This is a genomic window from Streptomyces sp. NBC_00659 (assembly GCF_036226925.1).
GTDB lineage: Bacteria > Actinomycetota > Actinomycetes > Streptomycetales > Streptomycetaceae > Streptomyces.
In genome coordinates this window covers 597,730-620,026 of record NZ_CP109031.1, presented here as the reverse complement: position 1 = coordinate 620,026, position 22,297 = coordinate 597,730, and the positions used below count along the sequence as shown (strand labels likewise).

Genomic DNA, 22,297 nt, shown 5'->3' with positions numbered 1-22,297 from the left:
AACCGCCGAGGACCTGTGCGTCGCACGGGTCCTCGGCGGTGAGTTCGGTCGAAGAGGGCCATGAGGCCGTGAAGGCGATCACGTCCGTCGGGAACACCGGCTCGATCGCCTTCCATCGCCGTGTCGGTTTCGACGTGAGCGTCATCGACGACTACAACGGGCCCGGTCGCCCCCTGGCCGTCTTCCGACGCGATCTGCCGCTTCCCTCCGTCGGCCTCCCGCGTCGGTGACGTCCGCCCCTCCGCGTCATTCGGATGAGGGGTGCGCACTGTGCCGTCGAGGGGCCTGGCGTTCACATCACCGGCTCCGAAGGGTGGATCAGGACTCCTGCGTGCCCCGGTTGAAGAGCCGGCCGGCGATGTCGACGCCTGTGACCGCTTGAGCGCCGATCGGCCGAAGTGGATCACTGCGACCCCGTGGCCGGCCCCGCCCGTCACCGCCCCAGCCCCTCAATGACCGGTGCAAGAGGCCACTTGGAAAGGGAAAACGCAACTTCGACAGGGCCCGCAGAGGCAGCTACCTTCACCTGGTCTTCGGCGATCGCCCACGGCCGCACAGGAGTTCCTTCAGGCTGAGCCACCCGCGACGGGATGAGTCGGTCAGGCCTCACGAATCCTCGCCCCATGCGAAAGCCACCGACCCGGGTCCACACCAGGCACCCCCAACCAGGGAGAGACGCATGCCCCACCTTGCGCTGTACACCTTCGGCGTCCTGAAGTCACCTCTCGCCGATCCCGCACCGCTCACGCGCGAGTTCTACGACATCGGTGAGGCCGTCTACCGGAAGATCAGTCAGCACCCCGGGTACCTCGCGCATGCTGAAGCGGCAGACGGTGACCGGGGCGCGCTCTTCGAGGCGGACTGGGGTGCATGGGGAGAGTTCGCCGTACCGACCTGGTACGGCAAGGGCCATACGGTGGAAACCACCGCCCTGGCCGCGACCCTCTCACTCTGGACCGACCTGGACCCCGCCTTCGACGCCATCTACACCGGTCTGCACCGTGAGGCGCTGAACAGGCGTTACGACTGGTTCGAGAGGACAGGACACCCGAATTACGTGTGTTGGTGGGTCTCCGACGGCGTGACACCCACCTGGCAGGACGGGGTTTCCAGGCTGGAACACCTCCACGGCCACGGCTCCGCGCCGCACGCCTTCACCTTCCACCACTCGTTCGCCCCGGAGGGAACTCGGGCCAGGATCAAAGGCATCGGGCCGAAGAGCGACCAGGTTCGCTGACCAGGAAGCCTGAACTCGAGTTCATCCCAGAGTTCGTCGTCCAGGTCCCAGACGGGAAGTTCTTCTACGTCCACTGGGCGCGGCGGGGTAGGGCGGGCCACGCCGACAGACTACGGCGGCGCGGCGTGCCGCGGGCGGGAGTGCCGCTCAGGGGCCGGTGTGCCCGGGAGGCGGTCAGGACTGTGCAGACGTCAGGGAAGAGGCTTCCCAGGTGAAGCCGTCCGGGTCGGTGAACGCCGTGGCGGAGCCGGTGAGGGCGAGCCTGTGCGAGCCGCTGCCGTCGTCGGCGACGCCGAGGTCCTTGGCCAGCCCGGCACGCTTGTACAGCGCCAGCTTGAACTGGTCCGGTCCGTCCGCGGTGAACTCGGCGTACTTGCCGCCGAAGCTCTTCGCGACGGTCAGCCCCTGCTCGACGTAGAACCGCTTGCTCGCTTTCACGTCCGTGACGCCCAGCAGGAGCACTCGTTCGTCGATGGTGCCCGTGGCCGGGCCCGAGTCCTTCTTCGCCGAGGTCGCGACCTTCCAGATGGTGCCGTCCGGGGCCTGGACGACGCCGCCGTAGCCCCACAGGGACTTCGACACGGGCTTCAGCGAGGTGGCGCCGGCCGCGAGGGCACCGTCGACGAGGCTCACGACATCGGCCGGCTGGGAGACGGTGAGTGCCAGCGTGAATCCGCGGAAGCCTGCAGTCGGCGCCTCGGAGGCGCGCAGGCGCAGCCGGGAGCCGAGTCCGAAGGCGGTGGTGTAGAACTGCTCGGCGGCAGTCGTGTCGTCCACTTCGAGGGTGATGGATGCGATGGAAGTCATGCCGATCACGCTAGTCGCGGCTCGGTGGCGGTGGCTTCTTCGATCCTGCTCGATCGTGCTCGATCCGGTCCTGTTGGATCCTGTCCTGCTCGATCCGGTCATCGTTGATCGGCCGCCTTCGTCCGTCGTGTTGTCCTGGCCGCCCTTCCGTCGGACTCAGGGTCCGGAGATGGCCTGGCTGGCGATGAGCTGCTGGTAGGGGGTGCAGCGCGCGAGGAGTGCGGGGTGGTTGCCGGTGTCGGTGACGGTGCCCTGATCGAGCATGATCACGTGCTCGGCGTGCTGCACAGTGGTGAGCCGGTGGGCGACGACGATGACCGCGCGGGTCGTCGCCAGCTTTTCGATGACGGTCCGGAAGCGTTGTTCGTTGAGGCCGTCGAGTTGGCTGGTGGGTTCGTCGAGCAGCACGATGTCGGCGTCGGAGAGCAGGGCACGGGCGAGCGCCATGCGTTGCCTCTGGCCGCCGGAGAGGTCGGTCTCGCGGCCGAGATGGGTGTCGAGTCCCTGGGGGAGGCGGGTGATGTCGTCGGTGAGTCCGACGGCGTCGAGGGCGGTGGTGAGTTCGGCGTCCGTGGCGGGGGTGGTGCGGCCGAGCTGGAGGTTCTCGCGGGCGGTGGCCTCCAGCAGGGTGAAGGCCTGGTCGACGTAGGTGATGCGGGTGCGGAGGGCGTCCAGGGGCCAGTGCCGCATGTCGTGACCCAGGACCGTGATGGTGCCCGAGGAGGGCCGGATGAACCGGTCGATGAGGGAGAGCGTGGTGGTTTTGCCGGCCCCCGACGCGCCCACCACGGCCGTGAGCCCGGTGCGGGCGGTGGCGAAGGAGATGCTCCGCAAGGTGGGCCGGCCGGCTCCGGCATGGGTGTAGGAGACGGAGTCGAAGGCGACGGCGGGTGCGTTGGGCAGGGGGGTGGGGGCGGCCTGGTCGTCGTCGGTGGGGTCGTTCTCCGGCGGCAGGAGCAGCAGGTCGTTGCAGCGGTCGCGGGCGGCCAGCCCGGACTGAAGCCGGCCGAGGCCGGTGGCCAGCGTGTTGACGGACGGGATGGCCTGCAGCAGATAGAGGAGGAACGCGGCGAACGCGGCCGCGGTGATGTCGCCCGCGGCGAGGCGCGCGCCTCCGGTGAGGATCACGGCGATCATGGCGAGCTGGTTGCCGAGGGTGAGCACGGCGGGGATCAGCGTGCCCAGCCGGGCGCCTTCCAGGGAGACGGAACGCAGCCGTTCGGCGTCCTCGGCGAGGGCGCGGGTGGCCAGCGGCTCGGCCCGGTTGGCCTTGATCGTGGTGAGGGCCTCCAGGTTCGCGGTGAAGCGCTGGGCGATGTGTCCGACGGCGTCCTGCTGGCCGGTCACGTTGGCCCGCATACGGCGCAGTACCAGCATCACCATGAGGGTCAGGGCGGACAGGGAGACAAGGGTGACCACGGTGAGGACCCAGTCGATCCACAGCATCACGCCCAGGGTCGCCGCGATGGTCACGGTGGCCAGGGGCAACTGGCTGGCCACGTCCACGATCTGGCGCAGCAGGAGCGCGTCGGAGGTGATCCGGGCGGCGAGTTCGCCGGTGCCCTGGGTCCGGACGACGGGCAGGGGCAGGCGCAGCGCGTGTTCCATCAAGGTGATGCGCAGCCTGTACGCCATGCGTTCGCCGATGCGGGCGAGCAGGAAGCCTGAGCATGCCTGGGTGAGGGCGCCGGCCGCGGCGGTGGCGCACATCAGGGTGATGTGACCTGTGAGTGGGTGATGGCCGGAGAAGTCGGTGATGACGTCCTGGAGGAAGAGGGGGAGGGCGAGGGCGGAGGCGGTGGCCGCGAGTGCGAGGAGCAGTGCGACGGTGAGGGGGCCGGGTTCGGCCGTCAGCTCACGGCGCAGCCGCAGCGGGCCCGTTGTGTGGAGAGCGTGGGGAGCAGGCTCGTCGGCCACGGGGAACCTCTCTGGTGGGCGAGGGGGCGTCGTCGTGTACGGCACACGCACCCGGCGGAGGGAGGGCTGCTGGGGCTGAGGCCGGCTGAACAGTCGGGGTCGGGCCGGGGTGGCGGAGCCGCGGAAGCCGGTCGGGTTCGCCGAGGGAGCGCGGTGGTGGTGGATGGGCTGCCTTGGGATTGGGGTGTGGGCTGTGCCGCCGTCCGTGTTGTTGCGGGTACAGGCCCTGATGGGCGACCGGCCGGGCCGCTGGTGGCGGCCCGGCCGGCTGCGCTGCGTACGCCCCTCACGGGGCGGTGCCTGCTAGAGGCAGAGGAGCGTGCTCACGGTGCTGGTGCCGCAGTTGAGCACGCTCAGGGAGCTGGTGCTCGCGAGGGTGTCGTCGATCGGGGTGGCCTCGGTCTCGGGCAGGTCCATCGTCTGCAGGTCGAGGATCATCATGTCTGTTCTCCTTCGTTCACTGACGGGTGGATCACCCGGCCGGGCGGCCGGGAATCTGGGGTGCGCAACTCGGCTGATACCGCTGCGCGTTGTGGTGACGTGGTCAGGCGTGGCCGGCCGTGCGCCCGGCGGAGACAGGGCGGTGGCCGGCCGTGGCCGGAGCCGTTCGGGTCGCGCTCGTCGGCACGGGTCCGGCTCCACCGGTCCAGGGGAGGAAGGGGGTGCCGGCCAGGGCGGTGCCCAGGGCCAGGAGCACTCCGGCGGAGCCGGTCGCCAGGTCCGCGGAGAGCCGCAGGAGCTGGTCGCCCGGGAAGGCGAGGTGGCCCTGGTACGAGATCTGGTGGAGGGCCAGGAGCCTGCGGTGGCGGTCCAGCGCGGTCTGGCGGTGGGCGGCCGCTTCCACGTCGTCCGGGGTGCGCGGGGGCGGGGAGGGCCGAACGCCCGGAGGGTGCGGCTGGGGCCTGGTGAGGGCGAGGTAGCCGAGGAGCCCCGCGCGGCCGTTGAACAGGCCGGGCTGGATGATGAATTCGGGTTCGGCCGCGCGGCTGATCGGCGTCCGGTAGCGGGCCGTCGGACTGGCGGGATGATGGCCGAGGAGGGCGTCGAGAACCAGTCCGATGCCGGTGCTGCCGGTCTCGATGTACGGGAGTACCCGGTACTCGTCGAGGACCTGGACGGTGCCGTCCGCCGCCGTCACACATCGCTCGAGGTCCAGTTCGAGCAGCGTCTGGGCCCGTTCGAGGAGAGCGTGATCGCCGGTACGTTCGTAGAGGCGGACCAGGGCGAGGGCCGCACCGGACGCTCCGTTCATCAGGCCGGCCTTGCGGCGCCCGCTCGAAGGGCCCTCCTTCTCCAGTTCGTCGGCCGCGGCCTGGGCGTGCACGAGGGCGGTGTCCAGCAGGTGGGGGTCGCCGGTGGCCGTGGCGAAGTGCGACAGGGTCAGGGCGATGCCGGCGAGGCCCGACGACAGGTCAGGGCCCGGCGGGCCGTCCGGAGTGGTGTGGGCGAGCCGACGCAGCAGATCGAGGGCGGCGTCCCGTTCGCCGAGAAGGTCGAGGGTGTAGGCCACGCCGTGTCCGCCGGTGTAGAGACCGGGCTGGGCCGGGCGGGTGTGGGCGGCGTCGACGAGCCACCGGACGTGTTCGCCGTCCGTTCCGGCGCCCGTCGCGTGGAGGGCGTACAGGACACCCGCCGCTCCGTGGGCGAGTCCCAGGCTGCCCTGGGTGAACTGGGCGATGTCGCCAGGGAAGAGCCGGTCGCCGCGGTGAGGGGTGGCCATCGCCCGGATACCGGCCGCGAGCGAGTCGCGGATGGCCGGCCAGTCGGCCTGCGGCCCGCTGAGCAGGGCCTGTGTCTCGGCCCTGTGCAGGCCCAGTTCGGGCCTCGGGGTGCGGCCGTCCGAGGGGGAGGGGGCCAGCATGCGGCGGATCTCGGCGGTGTACCCGGGGGGCACGGGGAACCGGCGCTCGATGACGTCGGCGAGTTCGGTGCTCTTGCCCGCGTCCAGGGTGGGCAGTTGGGCAAGCGGCAGGAACAACCACAGGCGGATCGCGGCCAGTCCGTACAGGTCGATCTCCGGTCCGGTGTATCCCTTCGGCGCGGTGAAGCCCGCGGCGCCCAGCGCCGGACGCACGAAAGCGTCGACAGGGCTGGCGAGTTCGAAGTCGATGAAACAGATGTCGCCGTTCGGCCGGATGATCAGGTTGCGGGGGTGGAGGTCTCCGAAGACCACCCCGCGGGCATGCATGGCCTTCAGGACGTGCTCGATCCGGCCCACGATCTCGATCGCCTCGCGGGTGTACTCGGCGACCGTCGTGTCGTCGGCGTCCGGATGGATGAGTGGGTACTTCGCGGTCAGCCACTCGCTCAGTGACTTTCCCTCGACGAATTCCTGGACCAGGAAACGGTGTTCCCACACGGTCAGCAGTTCGTGCAGTGCGGGGACCCCGGGTGAGCCGGCCAGGCGGGCCATCATGTCGTGTTCCTGCTGGAGCCGGGTGACGGCGTCGACTCCGCGCTGGTCAAGACCCGCGTGGGGGCGTGCCTCTTTGAGCACGACCTGCGGACTGTCCGCGTCCTTGCGGCCCAGGTAGACACCGCCCGCGTTGGAGAAGTGCAGGACGCGTTCGACGGTGTAGGGGAGCGTGGGCGCCTGCGGGGCGTTGCGCTCGGCGATGGCGCCCTCGACGAACGCGGGTACGGGCGCCCAGCCGGGGACCGAGAAACCGGCGCCGCGGACATCGGGGACCAGCCGGCCGTCCGGGTCTTCGAGTGCCAGCACCCGCTGACCGGCGTCGTTGTGACAGTGGCGCTCGGCGAATCCCCCGTAGCGCAGATACAGCGGTCCCTCCCCCCAGCGCAGATCGCTGAGGATGTACGGGCCGCGGCGTCCGGCCAGCAGCGGTCCGAGGCCCTCCAGGCACCGCCGCAGCTCGGCGTCGTCCACCGGGTAGAGCGTGCAGAACTTTCCGCTCGAACCGCGCGGGGAGTACTTGGAGTTCTGCATCTGCAGGATGGGCAGCCCACGCAGGAACTTGAACGTGATGTGCTCGCGCAGACAGTAGTCGTAGACCTGTTCCAGTACCGCCTCGGCGTCCTCCGCACACGAGGACACGTGGATCTTCCAGCCCTGCGGGGGCAGTTGCACGTCCTGGGGGCGTACCACCGCCCAGATCTCCAGGTCCCCGCCCTCCCAGCCGGCGGGCAGCGGCCGGCTGACGGCCGCGAACTCCTCCTGAGCGCCCCAGCGTCGGGGTGAGTCGTAGAAGATCGGGTCTGCGTAGGCGTAGGCCTCGTACCGGTTGTCCATCGGACTTCTCCTCAGGGCAGGGACGTGTACAGGCGGGTCGGCAAAGGGGAGCGGAGATCCGACCGGCCTGGAGAGCGGGAGGAGCGGGGAGCGGGGAGCGGGGAGGTGCGCCGGCCCGGGGAGCGGGAGCGGGCTGCGCGTTTTCGGCTGGTGGCCTGAGCTCTTGGCGGGGCTGCGGCCACTCGAAGTATTGGGAAGGCGATACTTCGACCACAACGGCGCGAAAGAAGGCTTTTCCGAAGATATTCACCCCGGGCGTGATGTTGGGGCCGCCCATCGCCGACAGCGCCGAGGCGTACACCGGATCACCGGACCGGCCCGGTGCGCCGAGCCGTCTTGGGCACGGGGAAGGCGGGCGCTGTCTCGCCGGGCCTGCGACCAGGAGTTTTCGTGGGAGTGAGCCGCGTCGGCCGCCCTGGTCAATTGGGCCTTGGTGGCGCGGTTAAAGCGGCATATGCCGGGCGGGGCGCGATACGGCGTATGAACCCCGCGTGCCCGCCGTTCCCTCGAGATGGATTTGTCGTACCGCGCGAGAGATGGACAACCGCCTCCGCGGACCGCTCGGAAACCTCCGCGAGCCCGGCGAGCAAGCCGCGAGGCGGTGCCCCTCTGTCAGGAACTCGGGTCCGGCCTGGCCGAGTTGACTGAAGAAGTCACGGATGCGTGCCGCGGATGCCATCGTGCGATCTCGACGGCACAGGCATCGGCCTCGGACTGCCGGAGGACGCGAATCGGAGGCGGTCGCACGTGATCGGAGGCGGTCGGATGCGCAACTCCAGGACAGGGCACTGAAGTTGGGCGTTCGGTTGCTGGTCGACGGCCGGTCCGACCTGACGCCTGCGCGATGTACGCAGACAGAGTGAACGCCGATGACCAGCCGCCGGGGACCAATGAGGGCCGCGCGACGCGCGGCCCTCGTCACTGCTGCGGAGGCTGTGGCAGGCTCTGCCCGGCGGCGTCGATCCGCCCGGCGCGGATCGCCTGCTCCCGCGCCGCGGCCCTGTGGGCGGCCCAGAACTTCGACTGGATCTCTGCCATCGGCCCGCGCAGCGCTCGCAACGCCAGGCAGGACGCCAGTGCCAGGACGCCGGTCGGGATCGCGATACCTCCGGCGATCTGCCAGGACAACCGGGGGTCGGTCACCGAGCCGCCGACGATGACACAGAACCCCACCAGGATCCAACCCAGCCGATAGCCGGAATCCACGCCCTCGGCGTCGCCGGCGAAGGTCAGCCGGCCCGCGTTCACCAGGGCGTACCCCAGCAAGCACAGCAGACCGGCCGGGATCAGCCCGACGAGCATCAGCACCGGCATCGGGATCGGCGGGTCGTCGTGGTTGGTGGCCCAGACCAGCGACTCGATCACCACCCCCGCGACGAACACCACCAGGCCCAGCGCGCTCAGTACACCGCCGAGGATCCGCAGCCGCTTGCGCAGCACCGGGTCGGCGAGGGCCCCCATGTCTTCGCCCTGATACCGCCACGCGGCCAGGGCGCGCGCGACACCCGTGGCGATCGGGATCACGCCCGACACCACGCCGGCCGCCAGCAGCAGGGCACCCAGCAGATAGTCGTGGTCGTAGAGCAGGCCGATGCCGACGAACAGGGCGAGGGTGCCGAACGTCAGCATCGCCCGGTACAGGAACATGGGTGTGTACCTCCGTGAAGACCGCGGGAAGGCTCTGCACCCTACCGCTTGACGCGTGCCGGTCAGCCCTCGAGCGGCACCCGTCTGACGGGTGCGCCGGTCCCGGTGTGTGTTGAGCCAGTTGAGCCGGTCCAGGCGATCCAGGCGATCAAGCCGATTTCGCCGCACCAATTCGCCGCACGTGCCCGGAACTGTGGCTTCCACCACGGCGATTGTGATCTTGGTGTGGTGGGATCGTCGGATGCTCGGTCTCCTCCTGCGTGTCCTGCCGTTCTGGGTCCGTGAGCCTCTGCTCATCGTGGTCGGGTCGGTTTTCGGCGTACGCATCATGTATCTCGCCGTCCGCGATCAGGAGCTGGTCCCGGCCGGTATCGGTGCGGTGTTCCTCGTGTTCACCGCCGTACGCGTCCACGAGGTGGTCCGGGCCCTGCGCGCTCGCCGGAACCCCGGTCCGGCCGCCTCCACGGCCGGGGTGGCGGTCGCTGCCGACGCCCCAGCCCGGACCGCAGTCGGGCCGCGCCCTGGCCCGGCCGCTCCGCGGAAGGACCACAACGCGTGGGGCCAGGCCGTCGCGGCCCTAGCCTTGTTCGGGGCGCTCGGGGCTGCGGTGTGGCTGGGCCCCCGCGTGATGCCGTCCGACGTCAGCACCCCGACGGCCGTCTCGTGTCATGGCGCGGAACACGAGGAGCTGCCGAAGGTCTACCGGCGGACGCCCCGGCCCGTGACCGGTGAAGAGCTCTGCGAGGCGCTCAACCGGCCGTACCTGCCCAAGCTCCTCGGAACGCCCGCGGAGACCGCGACCAGTGTCTCCGGCACCAACAACACCGCTCCTCTGACCGACGGGAAGGTGGCCGCGCCGGAGGCCGAGGTCGAGTTCGACACGTACACCGTGAATGTCTCGGCCACGTACAACCATCTGACGATCGACCAATACGTGAAGCTGATGAAGTACGGGACCGAGCAGGACATCAAGACCCTCACGGTTCTGGGCCGGCCCGCGGTCCTGTTCTCGGATCACACCATGCGGATTCGGATCAGCGGCGGGAGCGGCACTACCGGCGGTCCGGTCGAACAGGGCCCCCTGGCCAGGAACCTGACCGTGGCCCTCGACCGTAAGGACCGGGGCGGCTACTGCGACATCACCGTGTGGAGCGAGTCCGGAGCCCTCCCCGACGACAGCGCTCTCCTCGCCATCGCCGACAAGGTACTTCCGGCGATCCGCGAACGCTGATCGGCGAGCGGCCCAGAGCTCCCCAGCGGCTGGCGGCAGGAGGTGCGGCCGGTCTCCATGCTCATGGGTGGGCAGGACATCGCCCGTACATGCGTGCGCTACTATTTCGTCAGAGCCGGTCGGAGGAAGTCACTCCGGTTGGTGATGCGTCGGTGGTCCAAGGAAAGACGCCCCGCTTCCTGCGGGGAAATGCAGGTGCAAGGCCTGCCCGGCGCTCTGTCGAAACCCTGTCCCGCGGTGTGCGGGACAGGGTTTCTCGCTGTCCGGGGCCGGTCGGGGACTGGTCCGTGCCGGTGCCGGGCAACAAGGGGCCCGGCTGCCCCGGTGCTGTCAGGCGGCACCACCCGGTGCCGAGGTGGCGAGCAGTGCCGCGCGTGCGGCCTCGCACAGCGCGTCGTCCTCCGGGACGGAGCGCCAGGTGCCGTGTCTCACGGGCCGTACGTCGGCGTCGAGGAAGGCACTGAGGGCGGGCCGCGCGGGAGCCGCGTCCGCGCCCGTCTCCGCCGGCAGCCGCACTGTTTCGATGACCGCCGGACAGGCGCCGCCCTGCTCGGCGAACCGGGTGATGGCCCGGACGAGGGCCGGGACCACCTCGTCGCTCCGACCGGTGATCCGCGACGGTGCCTCACCGGCGCGCAGCGGCAGCCGGCCCTGCGCGTGCCGGTCAGGAGCTCACGCAACCGTCCGACGTACGGGACTGCCGCCGGGCCCAGTTCCGCCGGCCGTGCGGCGACGCCTTCCTGGCCGTACGGCTCGCCGAGCTGGGGAAGGAGCGGTCGCAGTGCGGGCTCGCGGTCGCCGGTCAGCCGCCCGTAGGCGAGGGCCAGGCTCCGTGGTGCGAAGGGCCGGCCCGCCGGCGGTGCGTCGAGAAGGGCGCGCAGTCGCTCAGGAGGTACTGAGGGCTGTCCAGTCCACGGCTTCGATCCGCGCGGGAGCCTCACTCATATCCGGCTCGCCTCGACCTGGTCCTCGACAGGGAAGACGGCACCGCAGTCCGGGCAGGTGGCCCGGCCGAAGAGGTACGTGATGCCGCGTGCGATGTCCTCGTGTCCGGCCTGTGCCGCGGCGCGGTGCAGGCGCGTGGGGAAGGGAGCGAGGGTGGCCGGATCGGCGGGCAGCAGGGCCGTCTTGGCCGGGTCGGACGTCACGTAGTCGCCGGCCGAGGCGAAGGTGCCGCGGTCACCGAAGGCGATGAACAGTTCCGACGTGCACTTCGGGCACTCGATCTCGTACTCGTGCTGGTACAGGCCTTCCAACAGCCCCGTGCTCCAGATCCGTTCCCCCTCGAGGGCCAGGACGCACCGGAGGAGGTCCACGAACACCACGGCGGACTCGCGCGCCGCCTCCAGCAGGCGGCGGGCCACCGGGAGGAGGACGGCGAGCTCTTCGGCGTAGCGCACGCAGTGCTCGTGGTCGGCCGTCGACGCGATGAGGCCCGCCAGTTCGACGGCTTCGTCCGGTTCGCCGGGGGCGCGGCCGTCCGCGATCTCGGCCAGGTAGGGGAGGGCGGTGAGGCTGTCGCTGCCGATGCGTGGCTGGTGGTACAAGCCGTCCCACAGCTCGCTCCAGACCTGTCTGTCGTCCTCACCACCCAGACGTGCGAAGGTGGCGGCAAGGCCGTCGGAAGGTATCGCGGTCATACCACCGGATCATGTCAGGACGCGGCTCGGGCTCGTAGCGGAGGACGGGGTGGTGGGCCGTCGCGCGATGACGCATCCGTCCTTCGGCGGCCGACGCGCGTGCAAGCCGTCGACATGGACAGCGGCTCGGGCCGGAGGCCTCAGCTCTTGGTCAGGGTGCGGCCGAGAAGGGGCAGCAGGCGGTCCCAGTGAAGCTGCAGTGCGGCGGGGTTGAAGGCATCGGTGTCGGACATGGTGAAGCCGTGGATGGTGCCGGGGTAGATCTCGGAGGTGTAGCCGACACCCGCCGTGTCCAGGGACTGGTTGAGCTCGTCGAGGGCCTCGGGCGTCAAGTCGCTCTCGGCGTGGCCGAAGTGGACCTCGGCGGTGAGCTTGGAGAGGCTGTCGGGGCCGCCGGCTCCCACCGGGCCGTGGAACGCGGCGAGGGCGGCTACCTGGCCGGGGTGGGCCGCGGCGGTGCGCGTCGCCAGGAGGCCGCCGATGCAGTAGCCGGTCACCGCGACCGGTCCGGCGCTGACCTCGGGCCGAGCGGTGAGGAACTCGAGATAGGCGTCGGCGTCGCTCAGGACACGTTCTGCGGTGTGCGCCTCGATCATGGGCATCAGCTTGGGGAAGAGCGTGGGCCGGACCTCTTCTCCGATGTGCTCGGGAAGTTCGATCACCGGTGCGGGGCCGTGCCTGTAGAAGAAGTTGGGGACGAGTACGTAGTACCCGTGCCCGGCCAGTTCGCGGGCCATCTCCCGCAGCACGGGCCGAATCCCGAAGGCGTCCGGGTACATCAGCACCCCCGGGTGCCGCCCGCCTCCGTCGGGGAAGGTGGCTAACGCGTCGGCCTGTCCGTCCGCAGTGGGAATCTGCAGCATCCTGGTGGGCATGAACTCTCCTGTCGTGGTTGACGTGTCGAGCCTGTGATCAACACGATGGAGGCGGGGCCCGCGCGGCAGCGCAAGATCCTCGGTCCGACAGCGGGCCGACACCGGCCCGTACGGCGCTCAGAAGAGCACCGGGTCACCAAACCGTGTGTGGCGCAAGGCCGTCCCGGTAGTCATGGCTGCACAACGTAGCCCACCGGATGAAGCCGATGCCAGTCCGTCAGGAGACAGCGCCGGTCGCGAGAATGATCTCGGTCGACACCGGGTCGTGCGACCTGCGGTCACGCGGCCTAGTAGTAATGGCGTCGCCCACCGACCTCGCGGCCGACCGCTCCCAGGATCCACAGCAGGACACCGACAGCGACCAGGATGATCCCGATGGTCCACAGGATTCCGATACCGGCGACGAGGCCGATGACGAGCAGGATGACTCCGAGGATGATCATGGCGTCCTCCGATGGTGGGACGTCGTCTGCGGGCGTCCCTTCTCCCGCCGGGTTTCCTGCGTCGTGCGAGGCAAACACGGGATGGGTGCGAGCCGCCCGCCCGCCCGCTCGCACGCTTGCCGTCCCTCCCGCGACCGTCATCGGTACGGCCGCAGGTCCGCCGACAATGAAGGCGCGTCGCATCCTGCGGAGCAAGGGAGGCAGCATGGCCGACAGCGGTCGCGGATATGTCAGGGACCGGCGTGGGTGCCGTCATTGGGGCCCCCACGGCGCGGCGGGACTGCTCCTGCGCCAGGACGGCCGGTTCCTGCTCCAGCGTCGCTCCTGGCGGGTCCATCACGGCCGCACCTGGAGCACTCCGGGCGGCGCGCTGCACGCGGGTGAAGGCCCCTGGGACGGGGCCCGCAGGGAGTTCGCGGAGGAACTCGGCGGTGTTCCCGCACTCCGTCGGATCCACACCTTCGTCGACGATCACGGCGGCTGGGCCTACCACACCGTCGTCGCGGAGGTCACCGAGTCGTTCTCCCCGCGTCGTGGCGACGGCGAAGGCGCCGCCTACCGGTGGTGCGCCCCCGCGGAGATCGACTCGCTTCGTCTGCACCCCGGATTCGCGGCCACATGGCCGCTGTTGGCGGCCGGCCTGCACGGACTCTGACGACTCCCGGGAGCCGGGAACGCGGCCGGATCGGCGCACGGGTGCGTCGGTGGCGTACGACGGTGTGGGGGAGCCGGGTCCGAAACCGGGGCATCCGCGGAACGGAACGGCTCGGACGGACGTCTCCCTTGAGGAGACGGTTCCATCAACTGCCCCACGGGTGCCATGAGAAGCCTCACCCGCGCATCGCGAGAGGATCGCGGCTGACCCGGCCGTCGATTTGTTAGATTGCGCAACTACGCAACCCGGACAGACGCGCGCTTCATCCGCCCGTAGACCGCAGTTCACGCTCGGCCTTAACTCCTGATGGCCGGAGCCGACGGGCCCGAGTGTTCATGGGAGTGGGAGATGAGCGACCCCTGGGACGGCTCGGGCGGCCAGGCGACACGCAACCGAACGTCGCGGGTTCCCGGACAAGGCACGTCGCAGCCCGACGGAACCGGCCTTCCGGGCGACCGGTCCGCATCCAGAACGGCCTCCCGCTCGCACGGCGGCAGACGCACACGCCGGGCGGGGCGCGGCAGGCGAGTACTGAGGACCGCCGGGATATGTGTCGCACTCCTGGTGCTGGGCACGGCGGGCGTCGGCTGGTGGTTCTACGAGCACCTGAACGGCAACCTCGACACCCTCCCCCTGGACGGCAAGGGCGGGACGGAGAAGGCGGACGCCTTCGGCCGCACCCCGATCGACATCCTGGTGATGGGCTCGGACGGCCGGACGAGCAAGGCGGACTGCAAGCTCGGCGGCGGCTGCGCCCGGACCGGGGTGCAGACCGGCAGCAACGCCGATGTGCAGATGGTGGTGCACGTGTCCGCCGACCGTTCCAACGCCACCGTGATGAGCATCCCGCGTGACACCATGACCCGTGTCCCCGCCTGCAAGGACAGTGAGACCGGAAAGTCGACGGCCGGCTACTACGGCCAGATCAACAGCGCGCTGCAGTACGGCCCGGCCTGCCAGGTGGCGACGGTTCACCAGCTCACCGGCATCCCGATCAGCCACTTCGTCAAACTCGACTTCTCCGGCGTGGTCAAGATGTCCGACGCCGTCGGCGGCGTCTCCGTGTGTGTCAGCGACGACGTGTACGACACCTACTCGCACCTGAAACTGTCCGGGGGCAGCCACACGCTCAAGGGCGAGGCGGCGCTGCAGTTCGTCCGTTCCCGGCACGGCTTCGGCGACGGCAGCGACCTGGGCCGCACCGTCTCCCAGCACATCTTCCTCAGCGCGATGATCCGCAAGTTCAAGAGCGCGGGCACCCTCACCGACCCCGGCGCCGTCTACCACCTCGCGGACGCCGCCACCAAGGCCCTGACCGTGGACGAAGGCCTGGGCAGCGTGAAGAAGCTCATCGGGCTCGCGTCCGACCTGGACAAGGTTCCGACCAAGCGGATGACCTTCACGACGATGCAGACGGCGCCCGACCCTGCCGACCGCAACCGTGTGGTGGTGGGCGCGGGCGCGAAGAGCCTGTTCGCGACGATCGCCGACGACAAGTCGCTGACCACCGGATCGGGCAAGAAGTCCGCGGCGGCCGCCGCGACCGCGAAGCCCACCGACACCACACCGGCCGTACCCGCCTCCGAGGTCGGCGTGACGGTGGAGAACGGTACCGGGATCACCGGCCGCGCCTCCGTGGTCGCGGCCACTCTCACCGAGAAGGGCTTCAGCCCGAGGACGACCACGGCCAACGCCCCGGCCTCGGCCACCACCACGACCCTCACCTACGGCACCGGTCAGAAGGGCGAGGCCCTGACGGCCGCCAAGGCCCTGGGGCTGTCCGCCTCGCATCTGAAGCAGGGCACCGGCCCGGGTCTGGTCCTGGTGGTCGGCAGTGACTGGCCCAGCGGCAGCACCTACCCCGGCGGCTCGTCGTCCGCCCCGGCCGACAGCAAGACCGCGGTCGCCGACGCCCACGCCTCCACCGCCGAGGCCAAGAAATGCGCCGACGTCAGCCCCTACAAGACGGTCAGCCTCAATGGAGTCCCCATGACTCCGGCACAGGCCTACGCGGCGGCGCGGAACAAGCCGGACTCCGACGAGTGACGCGGCCCGTGCGAAGCGGCCGGGCCGGCGACTCAGGAACCGGGGGAGCGCCCGTCGCCGAAGGGCCACGCCTCGATGTCGCTGTAGTGGATCGGTCCGCTGCTGCGGCCGACGTTGCTGCCGACCAGGTGCAACCGTTCGGCGGGCCACCGGCGACCGGTGAACCCGGCGAGCCCCTGGGCGATCTCGCCCGCCGAGGACCGGTCTCCCCTGCGGGCGCGGGCCAGCGTCAGATGCGGACGGAAGGGCCGTTCCTCGAGGACGACTCCGCAGTCCTTGACGGTGGTACGCACATCCATGGCGAGGGCGTGCAGCTCGTCGAGGTCTCCGTCGATTCCGCTCCACAGCACACGGTCGTCGAAGTGGCCGCCGCCGCACAGGGCCAGCGAGGGTGACCGGCGGCCCGCCGCGAGGCCGGCGAGCGGCGGGCGCAGGAGCGGAACCGTCCCGACCGGCAGCTCCCCCAGGAACGCCAGGGTGATGTGCCAGTCCTCGATGCGGTTCCACCGCATATGAGGGTGTGTGCCGTAGGCGGGGCGCAGTTCCCGGGCCAGTTCTTCCTTCGCGGGGTCGGGCGGGGCGAGGGCGATGAACACCCGAACGGTCGCGGGTCGCGTCTGATCATGCACAGCAGACTTCATACCGCACCTTCCGCCGGTGACGACGCCCTCGCCGTGTGCCATGGGCCACGCCCGGTGCCTCAGACCTCCTCGCGCAGGCCCCACGGCGAGCCGTACTCGTTGAGCAGGTCGAGGAAGGGGCGGGGCGGCAGAGCCTCCGGGCCGAGGACACCGCTCGCCGACCAGGCTCCGCCCGCGATGAGTTCGAGGGCGATGACAGGATTGACCGCCGTCTGCCACACCACCGCCTGGGACCCGTACTCACGCATCGACCACTGATTGTCGACCACGTGATAGAGGTACACCTCGCGGGCCGAGCCGTCCTTCGTTCCCTTGACCCAGGTGCCCGCACAGGTCTTGCCGGTCATGCGGTCGCCCAGTGTGGCCGGGTCGGGCAGACAGGCGGCGACCACGTCGCGCGGGGAGACCTCCACCGGCCCGTTCTCCGAAGGGACGGTGACCTTCCTGGTGGAGTCGAGGCCCAGCTCGTGGAGGGTCTTCAGCTTGGCGATGAAGTCGTCGCCGAGGCCGTACTTGAACGTCACCCGGCGGGCGTCGACCCAGCGGGGGATGAGCAGGACCTCCTCGTGCTCGACGTTGACGCACTCCACCGGACCGATGCCCTCGGGGAAGTCGAAGACCTCGGGTTCACTGAAGGGGGCGGTGGTGAACCAGCCACGGTCCTTCTCGTAGACCACCGGGGGATTGAGGCACTCCTCGATGGTCGTCCAGATACTGAAGGACGGGGCGAAGTCGTACCCCTCGACGGTCAGGTCGGCGCCGTCGCGGACACCGATCTCCTCGATCTCGTCGAAGAGTTCGTCGGCCGCGTACCGGGCGAAGACGTCCGACAGACCAGGCTCCACGCCCATGCCGACGAGGGCCAGTCGTCCGGAACGCTCCCAGGAATCGGCCTGTTCGAACTGTGCGTCGCCGAGCTTGACCCCGCACTGCTCGTAAGGGTGGGTGGCGTGCGGCGCGGACAGGGACATCGCCATGTCGAGGTAGTGGGTACCCGCGGCGCGGGCCGCGTTGAACAGCGGCATCACGAACCGCGGATCGGTCGCGTTGAGAAGCGCGTCGCACCTCTCCTCGGTGAGCGCCCGGCGTACCGCGTCCTCGTCGGAGGCGTCCAGGCGCCTCGCGCTGAACCGGTCCCCGTGCTCCTCGATCGCCGCCACGGCCGCTTCGGCGCGGGCGAGATCGTAGTCAGCGACCACCATGTGGGTCACGAAGCCGCGACGGGCCGCGATCCGAGTGACGGCTGTGCCCACGCCGCCCGCGCCCACGAGAAGTACTCGCATGTCACACACCTTTCGTCGCCGGGGACGCATGTCTCCGGGCTGGACAGATGCAACGGGATGTCCTCGGTTAAGGTCAATCACGTTGGCATAAGGGCGCTCGCCGCGCGGTGAGCAGAGAGGGTCGGCATGGCGAAACAGGTGGTTCCGGAGACGGAACGGCGCAGACGCCGGCCGACCCGGCAGGGCACGGTGCTGTCCGAGAAGCTGATCGTGCGGACGGCGTTGCGGATGCTGCGCGAGCACGGCAGCACCGGGCTGACGGCACGCAGGCTCGGCACCGCCCTCGGCGCCGACCCCAGCACCCTCTACCGCTACTTCGCCGGCCTCGACGACCTGACCAGGGCCATCGGCGAGGAGCTGATGGGGCAGGCGCTGGACGTCTGGACGGCCACCGGAGAGTGGCGGGCCGACCTGCGGGCGCTCGGCCAGGCCATTCACGCCTCCTATCTCGCGCATCCCCAGGCCGCCGTGCTGACCGCCAGCCGGGTCACCGGCCGGCCGCGGGAGATCGCGGTGGACGAGACGATCCTGGGCATCCTGCGCGGCGCCGGCTTCCCGGACGTGGACGCGGTCGTCGTCTACCACGCGTTCATCGACCTCACCCTCGCCTTCGCCGCCCTGGACGCCGGGTCACTGGCGCTGACGGACGAGGCCCGCGCGGCGGACGAGGAGATGTGGCAGTCCACGTACGCCGAGCTGCCCGCGGGCACCCACCCGCACATCGCGGCCACGGCACGGCTCCTGGCCGGACGGATGACCCACAGTGCCTACCCCGTCGTCCTCGACACCCTGCTGAACAGCGCGGCCGAGCAGCTCGCCTGGGCAAGCGCCCGGCGCTACCCCGACCCCGCGAAGACACGGAAACCCTGACGCGGGCTCTTGTGCCAACGGTCTTATGCCAACGCCCATGGGTTTCGTCACGGGGAAGGGAGAGGTCGGGTTCGGCCATGTCATCGGGCCGAGTCCGGATGCGGTCGGGCATATGGACACCGCGAGAGTCGACATGCTCTGATTCCCAGGGTTGATCTCTTCGGGCCGGGCCGGTCTCCACGTCACGGGCTGGTCTCTTCAAACACGGGCCGAAGACCCGTGTCACCTCGCACCCGCACCTCGCACCGCTGCACCGCCGCACCTTCGGAGGACGCCGCAGCTCGACCACTGCCCGCGAGCGGTCAGGCAACTCCGGATCTCGACCGGCACAGGGGGACGTGTCCTCCTGCTGAGAGCAGAACGGATGTGCGTATGAAGACCGCGGCAAGGACATCCAAGGCCTCAAAGACGTCGAAGACAGCAAAGGCGTCGAAGAGGCGACGGCTGAGATACGTACGAGGGCAGGCAAGCGTCGCAGCCGTCCTCGCCGTGTCCGCCGCCATGACGCTGACAGGTGCCGACTTACCGTCAGCCGGCGCTGCGCACACTCGGCGCATCCCGGCCGTCTCCTCGGGGAACGCCCGCTTCGAGATCCTCTCGCCCACCCTGATCCGTACCGAATACGCGGGTGACCGGAAGTTCACCGACGAACCGACGTTCAACGCGATCGGCCGCGAAGGGTTCGAGCCGGCCGCGTACAGCGCGACGACGTCCAACGGCTGGCTCACCATCGAGACGAGCGCGATGAGCCTGCGCTACAAGGTCGGCTCGGGCCCCTTCGACGCCCAGAACCTCTCCCTGCGGTCGGTGGCGGGCGGCACTCCCGTGACCTCCGCTCCCTGGCAGCGTCTGACCTGCGCGCTCGGGACCCTGTGCGAGGCCGAGAGTCTTCGTCTCGACGGGCTCTCCGTCGCCTCCGACCACGGTGGCCACACCGGGAGCGGGTTCGCCGCGGGATTCGAGGGCACAGGCAGTTCGGCATCCGCTGACATCGATGTCAAGGACGGCGGGACCTATCAGTTCGACCTGCGCTACGCCAACTCCCTCGGCGGTGACGGCCAGACCCGCACCCGCACCTTGACACTCACCGTGGACGGCGGCGCACAGCAGACGATGTCCTTGCCGGTCACGGCGAACTGGGACACCTGGAACACCACTTCGGCAAGCGTCCGGCTCGGCGCGGGCCATCACACCCTCGCCCTGACCCGGACCGCCTCGGACTCCGGCGATGTCAATGTCGACAGCGTCGCGCTCGTCCGGCCCGGCGACAGCTTCCCGCCCGTCTCCAGCACCGCGATCACGGACTGCGCGTACGGCGCGAGCTGCGAGGCGGAAGCCGGACGCATCGGCGGTGCGGCGGTCGGCGCCACCGATCACAAGGGATACGCGGGCGGCGGCTTCGTCGGCGACCTCCACCAAGGATCGAGTCTGACGACCCACGTGGTCGGCGTGCCCGCCGACGGCGTCTACACCCTCCGCGTGCGGTACGCCAACGGCGTCGGCGGCGACGGCCTCCACCAGCGGCGCACCGCCTCCGTGTCCGCCGCCGGGGCCGGCGGTACCTTGTCGTTCCCCACGACGAAGGACTGGGACGACTGGCAGACCGCCGCGCTGCCCGTCACCCTCACCGCGGGCACCAACGACATCACCCTCGGCTGTCCCGACGCGGCAAGCTGTCACATCAACGCGGACACCGTCTCGGTGGCCGCCCCCGGTACGGCCGCGCCCCCGCCGCACCTCGCGCTCGGCGGATACCGCCGGGGCCTCGACGGTGTGACCGGCAACGAGAGCTCCGTGCCCACCACGCCCGGCCTGCTCAACCAGGACGGCTGGTACCTCCTCGACGACACGACGTCCGCGGTGTACGACGCCACGGCTCACAAGACGGCCCCCCGCCCCGACCACGGCGGCACGCCCTACCAGGACGGCTACGTCTTCGGCTACGGACACGACTACAAGCGGGGACTCACCGACCTGGCCACACTGACCGGTCCGCCCGCACTGCTGCCGCAATGGGCCTACGGCGTCTGGTACTCGGAGTACATCGACCGCACCGCCGCAGACTACGAGAACACCATCCTCCCGGCGTTCCGCTCCGAAGGCACACCGCTGGACGTCCTGGTGACCGACACGGACTTCAAAGCCGTGAACACCTGGAGCGGTTGGGAGATGGATCCCGCGAAGTTCCCTGATCCCCAGGGCTTCTTCGACTGGTCTGCTTCGCAGGGACTGCACAACACGCTCAACGTGCACCCCAGCATCCTCGCGTCCGATCCCCAGTTCGCCCAGGCGCAGGCCACGGCCAAGGGCAAGCTGACCAAGGGTGGTTGCGCCTCGGGAGCCGCCGTCGAGAACAACTGCTACACCTTCGACTTCGGCGACCCGGACCAGCTCAAGGCGTACATGGACCTGCACCGGACGATGGACCGGCAGGGGAACGACTTCTGGTGGCTCGACTGGTGCTGCGACGCGTCGCGGTCGTCACTGAGGGGCGTCACACCCGACGCGTGGATCAACCAGCAGTACGCCACTGCCAGTTCCGCGAACCTCGGCCGCGGATTCGTTCTCTCCCGGGCCTACGGTTCGTTGCAGGCGGCCGGGTACAGCGGCCAGCAGGGGCTGCCGACCGGGCCGTGGGCCGACAAGCGCAGTACCGTCCACTTCACCGGTGACACCTCCTCGACCTGGGGCGTGTTGAAGCTGGAGGTCGGCTACACCCCCGGGGAGTCCGCCGCGACCGGAATGGCGGCCGTCACCCACGACATCGGCGGGCACAACGACACGACAGGGCTCACCGGTTCGGAGAAGTACACCGAGGGCGGGCAGAGCCGCACCACCCGCAAACTGCCCGACGACCTGTACGCCCGCTGGGTCCAGTTCGGCGCGTTCCAGCCCATCGACCGGCTGCACAGCAATCACAGCGACCGGCTGCCCTGGCAGTACGGGACCGCGGCGCGGCAGTCGGCCGACAAGTTCCTCAATCTGCGCGAGAACCTGGTGCCTTACACCTACACGCTCGCCGAGGAGGCGAACCGCACCGGCGTGCCCATCGTCCGCCCCACCTACCTGGAGTATCCCGACGAGCCCCAGGCGTACGCTGCCGCCGACAGCGAGTACTTCTACGGCTCCGACATCCTCGTCGCCCCTGTGACCACGCCGGGCACCTCCGCCACCACTTCGGTATGGTTCCCGCCCGGTCGGTGGACGGACTACTTCACGGGTGAGACGTACACCGGCGGAAGCACCCAGGACGTCACCACGGGCCTGGACTCGATGCCGGTCTTCATCAAGGCGGGCGGCATCCTGCCCACGCGCACCCACGACGTGACCGGCAACGACGGGAACCCGCTGACCGACGTCACGCTCGGCATCGCCGCCGGTCGGCCGGGATCGCTGCGCCTCTACGAGGACGACGGGGTGAGCGACCCCAAGGGCAGGAGCGCCACGACGACGGTCCGGTACCGGCAGAAGGGAGAGCGTCACACGGTGTCGATCGGTCCGGCGCGGGGCTCCTTCGCCGGTCAGGTGCGGACCCGCCGGTGGACGATCGCACTCATGGCGGCGCACGCGCCCACCAAGGTCACGGCGACCAGTGCGCACCTGTCCCCGCAGGCGTACCACTGGGACGACACCTCGAAGGTGCTGACCATCACGCTCCCGCGCCGCAGCGTGCGTGCCCCGATCACCGTCACCATTCAGTAGGGGGCAAGTAGCCTCCTGGAGCGACCCGGGTTCCGGCCACGGAGCGGCAGTAC

18 protein-coding genes are annotated in these 22,297 nt (G+C 70.0%); 7 read left to right on the top strand and 11 right to left on the bottom strand.

The genetic code is table 11. The features are described 5' to 3' along the window. Window positions 1–38: 38 nt before the first annotated feature. Together OG410_RS02500 and OG410_RS02495 are read left to right on the top strand one after the other, a co-directional pair. Complete coding sequence (locus OG410_RS02500) at window positions 39–230, top strand: hypothetical protein (RefSeq protein WP_329297558.1); 192 nt, start codon at window positions 39–41, stop codon at window positions 228–230. A gap of 449 nt (window positions 231–679) precedes the next feature. Next, window positions 680–1,237: a DUF3291 domain-containing protein gene (locus OG410_RS02495; RefSeq protein WP_329297557.1), complete on the top strand. Its 558-nt coding sequence runs from the start codon at window positions 680–682 to the stop codon at window positions 1,235–1,237. Between the two features lie 174 nt (window positions 1,238–1,411). On the opposite strand, the gene OG410_RS02490 is transcribed toward OG410_RS02495, so the two are convergent. The 5 genes from OG410_RS02490 to OG410_RS02470 form a co-directional block, all read right to left on the bottom strand. Beyond that, the gene (locus tag OG410_RS02490) at window positions 1,412–2,044 is read right to left on the bottom strand and encodes a glyoxalase (protein ID WP_329297556.1); all 633 of its coding nucleotides are present in this window, start codon (window positions 2,042–2,044) and stop codon (window positions 1,412–1,414) included. 156 nt (window positions 2,045–2,200) lie between these two features. Beyond that, window positions 2,201–3,961: an ABC transporter ATP-binding protein gene (locus OG410_RS02485; protein ID WP_329297555.1), complete on the bottom strand. Its 1,761-nt coding sequence runs from the start codon at window positions 3,959–3,961 to the stop codon at window positions 2,201–2,203. A gap of 303 nt (window positions 3,962–4,264) precedes the next feature. Next, on the bottom strand, window positions 4,265–4,402 hold the full coding sequence (locus OG410_RS02480) for a SapB/AmfS family lanthipeptide (protein ID WP_328456874.1): 138 nt from the start codon (window positions 4,400–4,402) through the stop codon (window positions 4,265–4,267). 103 nt (window positions 4,403–4,505) lie between these two features. Beyond that, entirely contained in the window at window positions 4,506–7,211 is a 2,706-nt protein-coding gene (gene lanKC / locus OG410_RS02475) for a class III lanthionine synthetase LanKC (RefSeq protein WP_329297554.1), read from the bottom strand. A gap of 918 nt (window positions 7,212–8,129) precedes the next feature. Continuing rightward, a complete protein-coding gene (locus tag OG410_RS02470; protein WP_329297553.1) occupies window positions 8,130–8,858 on the bottom strand; it encodes a hypothetical protein in 729 nt (242 codons plus the stop codon). A gap of 241 nt (window positions 8,859–9,099) precedes the next feature. Between OG410_RS02470 and OG410_RS02465 the strand changes: the two genes are divergently transcribed. Beyond that, entirely contained in the window at window positions 9,100–10,089 is a 990-nt protein-coding gene (locus OG410_RS02465; protein ID WP_329297552.1) for a DUF6215 domain-containing protein, read from the top strand. Between the two features lie 330 nt (window positions 10,090–10,419). On the opposite strand, the gene OG410_RS02460 is transcribed toward OG410_RS02465, so the two are convergent. The 4 genes from OG410_RS02460 to OG410_RS02445 form a co-directional block, all read right to left on the bottom strand. Next, the gene (locus OG410_RS02460) at window positions 10,420–10,680 is read right to left on the bottom strand and encodes a hypothetical protein (protein ID WP_329297551.1); all 261 of its coding nucleotides are present in this window, start codon (window positions 10,678–10,680) and stop codon (window positions 10,420–10,422) included. A 350-nt stretch (window positions 10,681–11,030) separates the two neighbouring features. Then, entirely contained in the window at window positions 11,031–11,729 is a 699-nt protein-coding gene (locus OG410_RS02455) for a hypothetical protein (protein WP_329297550.1), read from the bottom strand. 140 nt (window positions 11,730–11,869) lie between these two features. Further along, complete coding sequence (locus OG410_RS02450; protein ID WP_329297549.1) at window positions 11,870–12,604, bottom strand: dienelactone hydrolase family protein; 735 nt, start codon at window positions 12,602–12,604, stop codon at window positions 11,870–11,872. 287 nt (window positions 12,605–12,891) lie between these two features. Next, complete coding sequence (locus OG410_RS02445) at window positions 12,892–13,047, bottom strand: DUF6131 family protein (protein WP_326790057.1); 156 nt, start codon at window positions 13,045–13,047, stop codon at window positions 12,892–12,894. A gap of 205 nt (window positions 13,048–13,252) precedes the next feature. Here OG410_RS02445 and OG410_RS02440 point away from each other — a divergent pair, with 205 nt between their 5' ends. Both OG410_RS02440 and OG410_RS02435 read left to right on the top strand, forming a co-directional pair. Beyond that, window positions 13,253–13,702, top strand: a complete 450-nt coding sequence (locus OG410_RS02440; RefSeq protein ID WP_329297548.1) for an NUDIX hydrolase — start codon at window positions 13,253–13,255, stop codon at window positions 13,700–13,702. Window positions 13,703–14,050: 348 nt separating this feature from the next. Then, a complete protein-coding gene (locus OG410_RS02435; protein ID WP_329297547.1) occupies window positions 14,051–15,748 on the top strand; it encodes an LCP family protein in 1,698 nt (565 codons plus the stop codon). Between the two features lie 32 nt (window positions 15,749–15,780). On the opposite strand, the gene thpR is transcribed toward OG410_RS02435, so the two are convergent. Then, window positions 15,781–16,389 (bottom strand): RNA 2',3'-cyclic phosphodiesterase, encoded by a 609-nt coding sequence (gene thpR, locus OG410_RS02430; protein WP_329297546.1) that lies wholly within the window; start codon window positions 16,387–16,389, stop codon window positions 15,781–15,783. Between the two features lie 59 nt (window positions 16,390–16,448). Beyond that, on the bottom strand, window positions 16,449–17,672 hold the full coding sequence (locus OG410_RS02425) for a saccharopine dehydrogenase family protein (RefSeq protein WP_329297545.1): 1,224 nt from the start codon (window positions 17,670–17,672) through the stop codon (window positions 16,449–16,451). A gap of 126 nt (window positions 17,673–17,798) precedes the next feature. On the opposite strand from OG410_RS02425, the gene OG410_RS02420 reads away from it, so the two are divergent. Both OG410_RS02420 and OG410_RS02415 read left to right on the top strand, forming a co-directional pair. Next, window positions 17,799–18,542 (top strand): TetR/AcrR family transcriptional regulator, encoded by a 744-nt coding sequence (locus OG410_RS02420; protein WP_329297544.1) that lies wholly within the window; start codon window positions 17,799–17,801, stop codon window positions 18,540–18,542. A 501-nt stretch (window positions 18,543–19,043) separates the two neighbouring features. Then, on the top strand, window positions 19,044–22,244 hold the full coding sequence (locus OG410_RS02415) for a TIM-barrel domain-containing protein (RefSeq protein ID WP_329297543.1): 3,201 nt from the start codon (window positions 19,044–19,046) through the stop codon (window positions 22,242–22,244). The last annotated feature ends 53 nt before the right edge of the window (window positions 22,245–22,297 follow it).

Bases quoted from the DNA above. Each gene is read 5' to 3' on its own strand.
- OG410_RS02495 (WP_329297557.1), top strand. From the start codon at position 680: ATGCCCCACCTTGCGCTGTACACCTTCGGCGTCCTGAAGTCACCTCTC.
- OG410_RS02490 (WP_329297556.1), bottom strand. From the start codon at position 2,044: ATGACTTCCATCGCATCCATCACCCTCGAAGTGGACGACACGACTGCC.
- OG410_RS02480 (WP_328456874.1), bottom strand. From the start codon at position 4,402: ATGATGATCCTCGACCTGCAGACGATGGACCTGCCCGAGACCGAGGCC.
- lanKC (WP_329297554.1), bottom strand. From the start codon at position 7,211: ATGGACAACCGGTACGAGGCCTACGCCTACGCAGACCCGATCTTCTAC.
- OG410_RS02470 (WP_329297553.1), bottom strand. From the start codon at position 8,858: ATGTTCCTGTACCGGGCGATGCTGACGTTCGGCACCCTCGCCCTGTTC.
- OG410_RS02465 (WP_329297552.1), top strand. From the start codon at position 9,100: ATGCTCGGTCTCCTCCTGCGTGTCCTGCCGTTCTGGGTCCGTGAGCCT.
- OG410_RS02455 (WP_329297550.1), bottom strand. From the start codon at position 11,729: ATGACCGCGATACCTTCCGACGGCCTTGCCGCCACCTTCGCACGTCTG.
- OG410_RS02450 (WP_329297549.1), bottom strand. From the start codon at position 12,604: ATGCCCACCAGGATGCTGCAGATTCCCACTGCGGACGGACAGGCCGAC.
- OG410_RS02445 (WP_326790057.1), bottom strand. From the start codon at position 13,047: ATGATCATCCTCGGAGTCATCCTGCTCGTCATCGGCCTCGTCGCCGGT.
- OG410_RS02440 (WP_329297548.1), top strand. From the start codon at position 13,253: ATGGCCGACAGCGGTCGCGGATATGTCAGGGACCGGCGTGGGTGCCGT.
- OG410_RS02435 (WP_329297547.1), top strand. From the start codon at position 14,051: ATGAGCGACCCCTGGGACGGCTCGGGCGGCCAGGCGACACGCAACCGA.
- thpR (WP_329297546.1), bottom strand. From the start codon at position 16,389: ATGAAGTCTGCTGTGCATGATCAGACGCGACCCGCGACCGTTCGGGTG.
- OG410_RS02425 (WP_329297545.1), bottom strand. From the start codon at position 17,672: ATGCGAGTACTTCTCGTGGGCGCGGGCGGCGTGGGCACAGCCGTCACT.
- OG410_RS02420 (WP_329297544.1), top strand. From the start codon at position 17,799: ATGGCGAAACAGGTGGTTCCGGAGACGGAACGGCGCAGACGCCGGCCG.
- OG410_RS02415 (WP_329297543.1), top strand. From the start codon at position 19,044: ATGACGCTGACAGGTGCCGACTTACCGTCAGCCGGCGCTGCGCACACT.